This is a genomic window from Mesorhizobium sp. M6A.T.Cr.TU.016.01.1.1, from assembly GCF_003952585.1.
Taxonomy (GTDB): domain Bacteria; phylum Pseudomonadota; class Alphaproteobacteria; order Rhizobiales; family Rhizobiaceae; genus Mesorhizobium; species Mesorhizobium mediterraneum.
Map to the genome: position 1 here is coordinate 5,367,950 of NZ_CP034452.1, position 13,208 is coordinate 5,381,157.

Below are 13,208 nucleotides of genomic sequence, written 5' to 3' on the forward strand. Positions count from 1 at the left end.
ATGACGCGCCTTCTGCGTTTTGCTGGTGCTCATGCATTGCAGCCTGTTTTTATTGGGTAGGCTGACTAAGAGGGCACGCGACACCTCGGGCACGCACCCTGCCTGGAGGACTAGCGGCCATACCATGTCGGCGGTATTGTCCGCCAATGTCGATCAATCAGGGTCACGACGACGCCGAGATCCGCCGGCAGTTCGGCAGCGACAGCGCGCGCCTCGTCTACGGCCGCGATCCCGAATGCGGCAAGCTGGTCTATATCGGGAGGGCTAGTCGCGGGCTTTCCTGCGGTCTGATCTGCCCGCACTGCAAGGTGGCGTTAGTTGCAAACCTCAAGGATGACCTGAAGGCGGCGCACTTCGCTCACCACGGCCCTGCTTGCGGTGGCGGCCCGGAGACCGCGCTTCATCTTCTTTGCAAGGAGATCATCCAAGCGGAGTTGCGACTCACCATTCCCCGCCAGTTCGCCGCGCATGGCAGGTATGAAGTCCTGATTGCCGAAGAGCGCGAGATCACCTTTGATCGTGCAATCCTGGAATTCCGCGACCATGTCGAGGTGATCCCGGACCTCCATCTCCAGGGCGGGGATATGAATCTCTTCGTCGAGATCGCCGTTACCCACCCCTGCGAAGAGCAGAAGATTTCCCGCCTGAAGAGGTTGGGGACAGCGGCCGTCGAGATCGACATGTCCTCAGTCCCCCGCAACGCGTTACCCGAGGAAGTGCGACAGGCCGTCCTCTTTGCCGCGCCGCGAAATTGGCTGTTCAATGCGAAGATCGAACGCGCAGTGGAGGAGATGCATCTCCGCGAACGACTGGACGCCAATGCTGCGGCCAAACAATTGGCTTCCATCGCGAGGCGTAAGATCGAGGCGTATGGTCAAACCCGCCGAAGCGCCGGCGAACAGAAACTCCGCATCAAGGATCTTGCCGCGCTACACGCCCTTGGCGTGCGCGAGCATCTAGCACTCGAGATCGGAGGAACAGGCTGCTTCACGGTCCGGTCGGAGACCTGGCGGTCGGTCGTCCTTGCGACGATCCTGCGGCCAAGGCTGTATCATCATCGCTTCCTAGCTACGGACCATATTGTGTCCCGCCTTGCCGAGGAGGGGTATGTCCACAGCGACTTTGTCGAGCTGACGAAAGACCTCGCCGATGCAATGCGCCATCTCGACCCGGAGTTCCTCACACCCTGGGAGGCCATCCATCGGTTCCTTCAGGCACTGACCAGAGCCGGCCTGATCGAACAGCAGCACCTCTCCTTCGCGCTGAATACCAAGCTGGCAGATCGATGGCGCAAGTGGGAAGGAGCCCATCGGAAGAAGACTCAGCGCCGGAACAGCATTTCTAGCGTTGTCTCCCAAATCCTGGACCGGATTCCAGCAGAAGATCGCGCGTCGATGACGGTCGAATCCTGGTGGCAGATGACCGAAATGGTGAACGGAAGGCCTCGCGAGCAGACGTTCGATACCGACACATCGATCGACAACGACTTGAAAGAGCTCCTCGATGTCTTGCTTCAACGAAGCAGCACATCACCACGCGATCTGCACGGCCTGCCTGCGGCGCGCGCCATCGAGGCAGCGATCTCCCGAAAAACCGAGACCGAGGCGAAGGCCAATGCCAAACGCGCGGTTGAAGAGGCGGACGGTCGCCGGCAATCGATGATCAGGCGTGCGGAACAGACCCTGGATGTGCCGGATCTGGCCGATTTCCTCCGCACGCCGCTTGCCGATCAGGGTGGAATCCTTCCGCTCGACCTAGCCGAGGGGAACTTCGCCGGCTTTGGACTGGCTGAAGAAGCCCTGAGCAAGTTCGCACAGACGCGGCATGCGGAACGCGTCGCGGCGGAATGGCGGTCAAGGTTGGATAGTGAAGCCAGGGAGCTCTTCGGAGATCGCGCCGCGCGTATCGTGAGGCAATCAGTAGATGGCAAACTCGACGGGCGCCCTCCGCTGATCTACTGCCGGGACGAACGCACCTTTCGTGTGGCACTCGGAGTGCTGCACTGGATTGCACAAACTGTATAACGGGACATGGGCCGGAGGCGGCTTGGCAGCTTTTGGTTCCGAGGCGCCGGTGGTCTCTCGGCGGATTCTTCTAGGCCCCCCGGGACGATTGCAACTGCTATCCGCTTCCTGTGTGGTGAGCGAGTTCTGCACCGAGCTAGATAGCGTGCAAATTGTCGTAGACGTGGAGCTCAGTCTTGCTGCGAAGCTGCTCCCAAGCAAACTGCATCGGCACCGCGTTCTTGAAGATCAATTCACCCTCAATAATCGGCGGCACGTGCAGTTTGAGTGATTTCGCGACCGCCTCGGGGTAAGCCCTTATCGTATCGAGCCGGTCGAGATGCTTGCGGAGGAGATCACGCTTTCCGTCTATCTCCAGCCCGCGAAAATCGGCCAGTTGCTCGGCAATCTCTCCGTCCGTCTTCCTGAACTGTACGTCCTTACACTCCATAACCAAAACACGGCCGGACTCGGGCCTCCAGGCGAGAACATCCACGTCGCCAAAGTCGGTCGGGAAGCCTCGCCTGAGCAGTGCTGTGACCCGCTCTTCCTGTCGTGTTTCCCAGCCCAGTTCTCGCATACGCGCTGCGACTTCCAGCGCGAACTTGTGGCCACGGCGGTAAGCAGACTTGCCAGCCCACCTGTTCATCTTGGGAGAGAGTTGTGACCGATGGAAATCGCCTCGATGGAAGCACCCCAGCATGTAGCGAATTGCGTCCTCAACAACTCCCGGGGCAACCAGAAGCGTAGGATCCGATGCCTCATCCAATCGGATCAGCGGCTTGCGCAGGATCGACAGTGGGCGCCGGAACCGCCACGGAAATATGTCTCGTGCCGCAAAGCCGGCCGGCGGCGTCCGCCAAGATGATCGCGGCTCGAATGTCAGTTCATTGATCAATGCCTCCGCCTCGGGCAGAATGGCCTCGCGATTTGCCATCGCAGTCAGAAGTTCGCTCCGCTTGATGCGGAAGATCGCTTGGCGCCGCTCTATCCCAAGATCGTCGAGAAGATTGAGGAGATCCCGCATAGCCTCGAAGCTCGTACCGAACTGCTCTTTCCAAGCCTCCCAGAACTCTTTTGGAAACTCGTCATTGATCGGCAATGGTGCCGAATCTACTGCTGGATCATTGATCTTGTCGCCGTACGACCCCATGCTCTCGGCGAACCGTAACTGGCTCGTCTCTCGACCGAACGGTTCGAGCACATCTGCATGAAAAGTGAGGTTGGCGAGAATATCGCCCAGTGGGCTGATGCGCAGACGTGGCTCCATTGCATCCCACCTGATCGCGTCCGACCATCCACCCAACTTGACGATCATCATGACCTTGGCCATCAGCCGCGACATCTGCAGGCGTCCGGGTTTGCGGCCCCCGTTGTTTTTTGCTTCGCCCAAGGCAAATTCGACAAGCAACCGCGCCGACTGGATCACGGCGCTGAACGAAAAATCTTTGGTCGTCATCACATTGATGGTCGCAGCCTTGTTTTTGTGAAGCGCGAGAACGGCTGCAGCTGTCATGTGCCAGTTGCTTCGATCCGCGACGGCGCTCTCATGATTAAGCATCGCGAAATCAATGACCGCAGCCCTATCAAGCCCGCTTATTTCCATGCAGATATCGTCTTCGAACCCGGTAACCAGGCTGTTGAGAAAGCTGGTGCAGTCAGCCTTGCCGAGGATCTCGTCGCCAAAGGAGCGGTCGCGGCAGCGCCAGGCGAGGCCAAGACGAAGAAAAGCGGTGTCATCGCCGTCGATCGGCACTGGCGCAGCCCATACCGAGTCCCGAACGAAGTCGCGGAAATCGTGCGCCATGAAGGCATGCTGCGACCGCGCATGAACATCGGGCACCACCGCAGTCAGCAGTCGATCTAACTCGATAACATCGAGCTTTTCGCCCGTCAGGGATGCAAAGCCCTCGATTGTCCTCTGCATCAGAGCACGTTCGGCGATATTCTCCGGGTGACGGAAGGCCGCCTCGAACCCCACTCCCGCGATGACTTCGCAGACCTTGGACTCGAGATCGAGTCTTACGGTGACACGCTCGAGCGCCTTCGCAAGGATCGTACGTGCCTGCCCAAACTCTGACGGGTGATCGCCGATATTTCCGTCGAATGTGAGCTTCCAGGTCACGATAGGCGGGAGCTTCGGCAGCTCGTGGTCTAGAATGGGAGCAAAGCGCGACACCCAGGTCCGGATGAGCCGCATCAGTTCAAAGGCAACGTGGGCACTTGTGCCGTCCGATGTCCCGAGAACACACCACCAACTCCTCAGCGGTGACTCGTAGATCCCTTGCGGCCACGCCCCGTCAGGCCTTTCATCGTTCACATAGAAGGGCCTAGTGCGATCCTCGTCAAAGATCGGGTCGTCGTCGCGACGAACCGACCGCCACCTGCCGTCCGGATGAAACGCCATGTGGGCGTCCCACTGGGTCAGGGCTTCGTACCGAACATCTCTCAGGCTGTTCTGTTGCACCCAGATGAGGGCTGGAGCAGTCCCCATTTCAGGTGGCAGCGAGGCATGCGGAACGAGATGCCCATCGAGCTGACGCGCCCAGCCCACAAGATTGAGGAGTCCGTTGAAGTTGTGGAGGCCTACACCGAACTCTTCCAGGCGATCACTTGCTTCCAGGATTCGCCACAGGGACAGCGCCTTGAAGCTAGGCAACCAGGAAAGGATGACTAGGTCGGGGGCGCTGATCATGGCAACACGCCAGCCTTTGCGCGGCTTGTCCTCGATGAAATATGGGACGCCGCGGCCTACACCACATGGCACAACCAAGGTCAGTCCACCGACATAGTCGGGCCTTGCCTTTGCCGCTTCCCACGACTGCTCGATCCAGTGGTCAACAAGCTTGTCCCAATCGCCTTCGGAAGGGAAGAAACCCAGAACGCCGTCCTTAGGAAAGTTCGCGAGATCGTCGGCGACGAAGATCAGGTTGAGATACAATCCATGATCGATCTCCAGCATCGTCGCAGCACCAAGTCCTCCCTTCGCTCCTCGAAATTCAAGCGAAACAGGCCGTTCGTCGAGTATTGAGATGCGAGCAAAGAGTTCAGAATATTCATTTGCCATGGCCATCGCGAAGGGGCGCAGTGCACCGGCGTGCTGCACGCTTTCGACGAGAAAGCGGGTGATGGCGGTGCCGACCGAGGTTGGCAGCACGAAATAGAGACCGCTTTCGCTGAGTATCAGGGGGAAACGTTCGAGCAGCGAGTGTCCGATCCGCTCGGTATCGAGACGACCTATCAAATTGGCCTGAAACCCAAAGGGCGCAAGGTCGTCGAGATCAATCCCTAGGTCCGTGGCTTCGGAAAGGTTGAAGCGCACGAGACGTCGAGACGAACCTATACCAGGATGCAGACTGCGGGGTAGTACACCGAGCGGCATCTCCGGTCCCAACTCGTTGCGCACAAGCCCAGCGCGGCGACAGACCTCCTCTGACAGCCGGAGCAGGGCATAAACCGAATCTCGCAACGAATTTAGTAGCCCACCTCCACCTAATCCTTCGAGTGTGCTCACCAGACGCTGGAGATAGAAGCCGCCGGATTCCCAAGTTCCCCCAAGCATGCGGAAGTTGCCGATGGCAGTGCTGATATTATGAATGGCAACATCCTCGCTCGGGTCCTCGCGCTGGCCTATGAAAGTCTCGGACATTGCGTTGAAGCCAAGTTCGACGATATGGGCATCGGGCTTTTTCGTCCCCTTCGCGGTCAGCAGCGCGAAATGGGTAAGCACTTCCAGCCTGTGGCTGTTGGCGAAGAGCTCGCGTCTCGCCAGAAGCGCTCCAAACGTCGCGGTCAAACGGACTTTATCGTAGGGTCCAAAGGCGGCGGCGAGCGTCTTGTGGCCAGCGAGAACCTTGGCGATCGGTACGCTCCCAATCGAAAAGATATCGCCATCGTCTTCGTCTTCGATGTCATCGGTCATAGCATACATCCCGCCGTTGCCGCGACGTGCCGGCGACACCATTCGCGCTGAAGAAAAGTCTTAGCTTGGCCGCTGTTCACGATGCCAGGGCGAGTATGCCTGCCGAACCGATCCCGACAAGCTACTTATCGTACGCCACATCGAGGGCACGGTATCGTGGGCGTCGGCTTGTAATCCCAAGCTGAGATAGAGCTGACCTTTGTTATTATGCTGTATTCCCGGCGGTATCGAAGTTCTCAAGGGCCAGACCGACCGCTTCACCTATCGGTTTGTGAAGATCTAACTGAGCTACTCCCAACGAAAAGGTCGGCGCCTTTACGAGAGGCGGCTTTGACAGGTGCGACGACCAATTGTGGGTTGGTTTCGGAACGACAGCTTACCGCAGACGTCGGCTAAAACCGGATCGTCCGATGTCGACCCCAACATTGCCGGGCTGCAATGCGCCCCATGTCGGACGTTGAGATCGGCATTGCGGCTGTCTGAAGGCAAACCGCGCCTTCAGGGCAATACGAACCATTTGTCCAACTACTTCCCAAAGCAGTTCTGGACGCGCAGAGGAGGCCGCGTTTAGGAATGTGTGGGCCGACAGCGCTGGCACATCCTCCTGCAAATATGTAGTCATGGTGGAACCACTGGGATTTCATCGATGGGGTGTAACGATGTCAGAGTTTGTGAAGAAGAGGGTCCTCAAGGACCTGATCGACGAGCTTGGGGATCTCGACGCCACTTCATTGGAAATCATCGGCCATAAGGTGATCGAAACTCTCGAGAACAAGGATCTTGTTCATCATGGTCTAAACAAAGACTATTCACCAGTTGGCTACACCGTGGATACCTTCTCTCAGGATTTTGCAGTGGTTGGGGAGTATAGCACTGAGCAAGGGTACTTTGAGGATTCATCCGGTCGAAAGAAAGAGTACCGCTTCGATAAGATCCAAAAGGATGTGAGCCATGCAATCGAGAAGGCGGGCGGAAGAGTTTTGTCGAAAATATACTTGGTCTCGCGAGATGAGGAGCCGCCATCCTTTAGGGGTGAATTCAACAATTCCGAAATCGCAAAAAAGCAAGGAGACGTGATAAATTTTCTCGATGCGCGGGAGCTGGCCAAGGTCATATTCCAGTCTGTGCAGGACCACACCAATGCAGCTGAGTTTTACTGCGATTTTTTGCCTGACTTTCGCCAGAACCTCGACAACTATGAATACTACGGCCGAGTACCGCCTTTCTGCGAGAACCACCATTCTGAACCCTCATTCCTTGAAGGTATCCAGCGTCATTTTGATGCAGGCAACAACGTATGCGTCCTGCACGGGTTGAGTGGTTCAGGGAAAACTCAGGCTGCCATCGACTACGTTCATTCTGCGATAGAGAGGTTTGGGAACTACCTATGGATCTCTGGGCAGGACTGGAGCGAGGGAGTGCCGCTCACCGCAGTAAAGCGGGCACGCGGTGGAGTGGCAATCAACGTCGCAGGCGTATTCAACTCAACCAGAACCCTTCTTGTCATCGATGACCTCTCCCGCCCATTTGGCAACGATGCGCTTGCCGAACTTGAAGTCGGTTTTGGCCTAGGCGGACGAGTTCTCATTACGTCGCAATTGGGCGAGCCGGACAGTCATGTCCATCTGCCGGTTCCGCAGCTTTCAACTTCGATCGCCTTCAAGATCCTTGGCGAGGACGAGGCACATTCCGATGAACTCGGACGCCAGTTTGTTGAGGCTTGCCGCTTTTCTCCGCTAATCCTTGCCGTGACCAGACAGATCGCCACGCTCGAGGGTGTGGACCGAAATGACCTCTATCGAGAGATTCTCGAGCTGCCAGGCCTTACCCATCAGGCTGACGGCAGTTCGATCATGGCGCGCCTTCTGGGTAGGGTGAGCGAAGTTAGCCGGTCAGCATTGATTAAGATCGCAAACAGTGGTTGCACGAACTACGACTCCAGGTTTTTGAACCATTTTATCGGGATAAACGCGCGCAGCGCACTGCAGCGCCTTGGTTTGCTGAATCGCACTGCAGTGTCTTCCACACTGTCCGTCCACGACCTGATCTGTGCGGCCGTTCGGACCGAAAATGCCGACAGTAGGGACCTCGCGCGATCGATAGAGCTGTTTGTAGAGCGCGCCAAGGGCGAAATGCTGCCCAGCGTTCTAAGGCAAATCCACTTGTCGGCGCTGCAACTGCTCGAGGAGCACGAACGCAGAGGGAAGAGAGATCCTGACTGGCTGACCTACGCGCTTCTCCAGCTAGAAAGAGTGGCGCGCAATAGGCTCATGGCCGATCTGCACGGACTGGAACTCAAGCCGGACATGCCCCTCGCTGAGCTACTCAGCGTCGTTGATGCCAAGGAAGCCTTCTCATACGGTCTTGGTCAGGACGACAGGTCCGCCTTCTATGCAGCGTGCGCCGCCGAGTACGGGAGAATCGCGGACGGCACGACCAGCGCGGATGTCCGCGCAGAGATGCTACATCACCAAGGAAAAGCACTGCGACGTTCGGGCGAGCTTCGGGGTGCTTTGGAGTGCTTTAAGGAGTTGCTTGAGGCCGGTGCACCCTGGCATGCGACATTGGGGCAAATAGCCCATCTTGGCACTCAGGAAGGGGCTGATGAAACTATTCGAGCAGAAGGCGCCAGCGCCCTAAGAACACTGATTGAGGACGTCAATAGCGATCTCTATTCGGTTCCGCTGCGGGTCTCGCTATCTTCTCTGAGCAGGGTACGTTCCTATTCGGAGATCGCCAGGTACGTGGGGCGGGACGCCGACACAGCAAAGCAATTCGCGGATGTTGTTTCGCTTTCCGCTCTCGCAGGCTTCGATCAGTTCTACGAAGGGTTCCTCGCCCTAACGTCGCTTTTCAGCTACGAGTTCGGTGATGTCTGCCTGGCGGTGGTTGAAGCTTTTCCGGACATGCTGGCGATCTTTCCGAATTCGGTGGACAAGAAACAATGGGGTAACGTTTGCGAGGCGTTGGCCAATGTGGCGTCCGTGGCGTCGAGGCAAGGAAAGGTCGATCTCGCATCCAAGCTGTATGCAGCGGCGACAGCGTTCGCGACGACCCTCAACGCGCAGTCGGATCGCTCCTACGACATCCGGATCGTAACTAAGACGCTTCTAGCAGCCGGTGACGCGGCAGGGGCGTTAGCAGCAGCAGATCGTATCTCAGACGGCAACAAAGACCACTGGTTGCTCTACCAGAAGGCGAAGGCACAGCTGGCGCTAGGTAATGACAAGGACGCAATTGCCACGGCGAGCAAGGCGCTAGACTTGGCTTCGAATGACCAGAGAGCGCAGAGTCGAATGTCGATCTATCACGACCTTGTTGCCCTTTGCCTGGAAGCACTGGGCAGAGTCCCGGAAGCGATTGATAGGCTGGCAACGGCAGTTTCGTTGACCGAGAGCGAAAAATACAGTCGCGACCTGGAGGCCCGCCTAGCATTGTTAAGGGAGAAATTGCCTCAGTGATGCGCACCTGCGGGGAAAACGGTGGGGCTGCAAAGTGGTCCCACAGCGCGCTGAATTCTCGTATTTGATTTTGGGGAAGATCAGAGGCGTATCTACGTCTGAGAGGTCCTCTCGCTCCTGAGCCTTTCCTGAGAGCCGAACTTCCGCTTGCGCCACAAATGCCCCTCTCAGCTACGCGTGGACAAGCCTGTCACAAAGAGGTCTCTCGCAGCTCCGGAGTGTCCCCCGCTTTCATGAACTCGTCAAACGCTGCGATCGCATTGTCATCCGGGATTTCGGAGCGGTCAACGAAAGCTCGGATCCCATCCGCAATCTGACGGCGGTTCAGCGTGCCGAGAATGACTTGGCCGCTTTCGAGTTGGTAATCGAGCGAACCCGTCCACATGTTCACTCGTCCGTAACCTGGCGAGAACGCAACGGATTTGGCTTTGCCACTGACTTCATGCTTGGCCATCGAAACCCGCAGAAACTCAATCTGCCCGAACAGAATATGAGTCAGGCGGAGATCTTCTCGCACGCGGTCGACGACGGCGGGATTCTTCAGCACCCTCTCAAGCTGATCGGCGCGCGACAGCTTGTTGGTGTGGATGAAGCCCTTTTCCAGTCGCAATGCGTCAATCCTAAGTTTCAGTCCCCCGTTTTCATGGAGCTTGATCGCTTCCTTCACTCGCGCGCGCCACGTCCGAAGAAGTTCGTAAACGCTGAAAATCCACATCTGGGTTTGCGCATTCAAAAACATCAGACGACCATAGTCTCGGCCTTCGATGTCCTCCTCTAGAACCTCTTGCTCTATTCCGGAAATAAATTGGTCGACCATTGCCAGGTTGTTCGCTTGCATTGTCAGGAACATGTCATCGAATAGCCCAAGGGAGCCTAACGCATGCCGAAAGGCGCTCCAGTCGATGTCATCGAATGCTGGGTATTCGGGGCGTTCGTCGGGTTCATTGTCGAACTCCTCGTCGCGCTCGTTGGCCATCTTGCTTATCCTCTCGCCGGATCGAAGTCTCTGTATAATAAGCTCGGTAGTTCTGCAGGCTGGAGATAGCCATCACGCTCAAGCATTCGCTCGGCAAAGTCCTCCCTATCGGGCGCAAGATGGCGCGAGCGACAGCCGTCTCCCTCGCCAATAGTAGCGGCCACGCCCATGAGTGCCATTTCTAACGTCTAGGAGAAAGGCTCTCTCTTTCCAAATATGGAGAGATGGTCTTGGCCATCTCTCCCCCGCGAGTGCCGCCTGCGCAGAGCGGGGTCGCTCGCTCGCAAGGCGGCGCACGACTATCTCGCTTTGAACGCATCTATCCGCCCCGCTCGACGCGCAGCCCAGCTCCGCTCGCCGGCATTCGCCCCCCTCTCTGCCGCGCGCTCACGCGCCCCCGGAAGGCATGCCGAGGGGCATGCCTTCGGCACTCAACGGAGAAGGATCAGAACCATGACAACGAATGAAAGGAATGCGAAGACCACAACTGCCGGCGAGAGCGGCACCGAGGTTTTCATCCCACTCAACAAGCTGAAAAAGTCGCCCCGCAATGCGCGCAAGACGCCGCACAGCGAGGCGATCATCGAAGCCTACGCGGCCAGCATCGCGGCCAAGGGTATTCTGCAAAACCTTGTGGTTGAGCCGGAGCTTGACAGCGAGGGCGCGGAAACCGGCTTCTATTTCGTCAGCATCGGCGAAGGCCGCAGGCTGGCGCAACTGCTGCGCGTGAAGCGCAAGCATATCAAGAAGACCGAGCCGATCCGCTGTGTCATCGACACGGTCAATGACGCGCATGAGATCAGCCTGGACGAGAATATCACCCGCGAGGCGATGCATCCCGCCGATCAGTTTGAAGCGTTCCGCGAGCTTCACGAGGAACGCGGATGGGGTGCGGAGGAAATCGCCGCCCGTTTCGGCACTACCGCGCATGTCGTGCGGCAGCGCCTGCGTCTCGGCGCGGTTAGTCCCAAGCTGATGCAGGTCTATCGCGAGGAGGGGCTGACGCTCGACCAGTTGATGGCCTTTGCCATTACCAACGATCACGTCCGGCAGGGACAGGTGTTCGAAAACCTCTCCTACAATCGCGATCCCTACGTCATCCGCCGCGAACTGACGCGGACGCATATTGCGGCGAACGACCGGCGAGCCATCTTCATCGGCGCGCAAGCCTATATGGAAGCCGGTGGAGCTATCCTGCGTGACCTGTTCACCGAGGATCGCGGCGGCTTCTATGAAGACGCCGCTTTGCTCGACCGCTTGGTAATCGAGAAGTTGCAGGGCATTGCTGAAGCCGTCAGACAGTCCGAAGGCTGGAAGTGGGTGGATGTCCATATTGACTATCCACATGCCAACGGCCTGCGCCGCACGTACCCACAGCCGGTGGATTTGTCGGAGGAAGACAAAGCCGCCTATGCGACGGCATCCGAAGCGTTCAACAGGCTCGCCGACGAATGGGATAGCGCCGAGGAACTGCCGGACGATGTCAATCAGCGTTTCGGCGAACTTGAGGCTGAGATCGAGCGCATCGACGCTCGGCGTGACGCCTACGATCCTGATGTTGTTTCGCGCGGCGGCGTGGTTGTCGTGCTTTCCCATGACGGAACGGCTCGCATCGAACGTGGCTTCTTCCGCGCCGAGGACGAGCAAGCGGAGCCAGAAGCGGAAACGCAAGCGGATGGCGAAGGCTATACCATCAACGATGATGGCGAGATCATCGAAGCCGGCAACGGTTCGGACGCCGATGGTGGGAGCGACGAAGAAGCGGACGAGGAAGGCAAGTCGCTGTCTGATCTTCTTGTTCGCGACTTGACCGCTCATCGTACGCTTGGGCTTCGGCTCGCACTTGGCGAACAGCCTGACATTGCCCTTGTCGCCGTGACGCACACGCTCGCCGCGCAGGCGTTCTACCGGGGCGCGGAAGTGCACTGCCTCGAAATCCGGCCAACCAGCGTCTATCTCGCCGGGCACGCGGATGGCATTGAGGATACGGCGGCAGGCAAGGCGCTGGCGGACCGACACGCGGAGTGGGCTGCCGATATGCCTAGCAATGTAGTTGACCTGTGGGGCTTCATCGCCTCACTCGACCATGCAAGTGTCATGGCCCTGTTCGCCCATTGCGTCTCGCTTACCGTCAATGCCGTGAAGCAGCCATGGGAGCGCAAGCCTCGCGCCCACGAGACTGCGGACAGGCTGGCGACAGCCATCAACCTCGACATGACGGCACATTGGACGCCGACCGTTCGAACATATCTCGGGCGGATCACCAAGGCACATATCCTCGACGCCGTGCGCGAAGCTGCCAGCGACGAGGCGGCAGAGAGGCTGTCAGATCTGAAAAAGCAGCCGATGGCAGAAGCCGCCGAGCAGTTGCTCGCCGGCACCGGATGGCTGCCTGCGGTCTTGCGAACCCAACAGCCTGCGACGTTCGCAGAACGGCAGGACGAGGAAGGTCCAGATGCGAGATCGCCGGAGGTTGCCGAACTGGAGCCGGAAGCCACGTCGCCGGGCGCGGCAAACTCGACACTCACTCAAAGCAGCGACCTGGCCGAGGAAGGCGACTCCTTCAACGTCGCCGCTGAGTGAGCCGCAACAGCCGGAGCCGCCACGCGGCTCCGGCCTCCTTTCCGTCAAGAGAATTTTCCGGCCGCGCCAATGGCGCGGCCGGGGACCTCGACTGCAAGACACCACGAATCGCAGCAATTAGATTTGAGTACCGTCAGCAACATCATCGTAAGCAGGTGACGATAACGCCAACCGGGCACTAAGTGGCCAGTTGAATGCAACAGTTATTAGGTCGATAGCTACGCCTGCTATCATCACGCTCTCGGCCCCGCCCATGAGCGTGG

At 58.2% G+C, this 13,208-nt stretch carries 5 protein-coding genes; 3 read left to right on the forward strand and 2 right to left on the reverse strand.

Going from position 1 to position 13,208, the window contains the following annotated elements; genetic code table 11:
• The first annotated feature begins 146 nt into the window (after positions 1–146).
• Entirely contained in the window at positions 147–2,024 is a 1,878-nt protein-coding gene (locus EJ075_RS26000) for a hypothetical protein (protein ID WP_126106289.1), read from the forward strand.
• A 136-nt stretch (positions 2,025–2,160) separates the two neighbouring features.
• Here EJ075_RS26000 and EJ075_RS26005 read toward each other — a convergent pair whose 3' ends face one another.
• Positions 2,161–5,925, reverse strand: a complete 3,765-nt coding sequence (locus tag EJ075_RS26005) for a hypothetical protein (protein ID WP_126106290.1) — start codon at positions 5,923–5,925, stop codon at positions 2,161–2,163.
• A 659-nt stretch (positions 5,926–6,584) separates the two neighbouring features.
• Between EJ075_RS26005 and EJ075_RS26010 the strand changes: the two genes are divergently transcribed.
• Entirely contained in the window at positions 6,585–9,386 is a 2,802-nt protein-coding gene (locus tag EJ075_RS26010) for a tetratricopeptide repeat protein (protein ID WP_126106291.1), read from the forward strand.
• 190 nt (positions 9,387–9,576) lie between these two features.
• Here EJ075_RS26010 and EJ075_RS26015 read toward each other — a convergent pair whose 3' ends face one another.
• Positions 9,577–10,362 carry a hypothetical protein gene (locus tag EJ075_RS26015; protein ID WP_126106292.1) on the reverse strand — a complete coding sequence of 262 codons (786 nt, stop codon included), beginning with the start codon at positions 10,360–10,362 and terminating at the stop codon, positions 9,577–9,579.
• Between the two features lie 453 nt (positions 10,363–10,815).
• On the opposite strand from EJ075_RS26015, the gene EJ075_RS26020 reads away from it, so the two are divergent.
• Positions 10,816–12,945 carry a ParB/RepB/Spo0J family partition protein gene (locus EJ075_RS26020; protein ID WP_126106293.1) on the forward strand — a complete coding sequence of 710 codons (2,130 nt, stop codon included), beginning with the start codon at positions 10,816–10,818 and terminating at the stop codon, positions 12,943–12,945.
• Positions 12,946–13,208 lie beyond the last annotated feature (263 nt).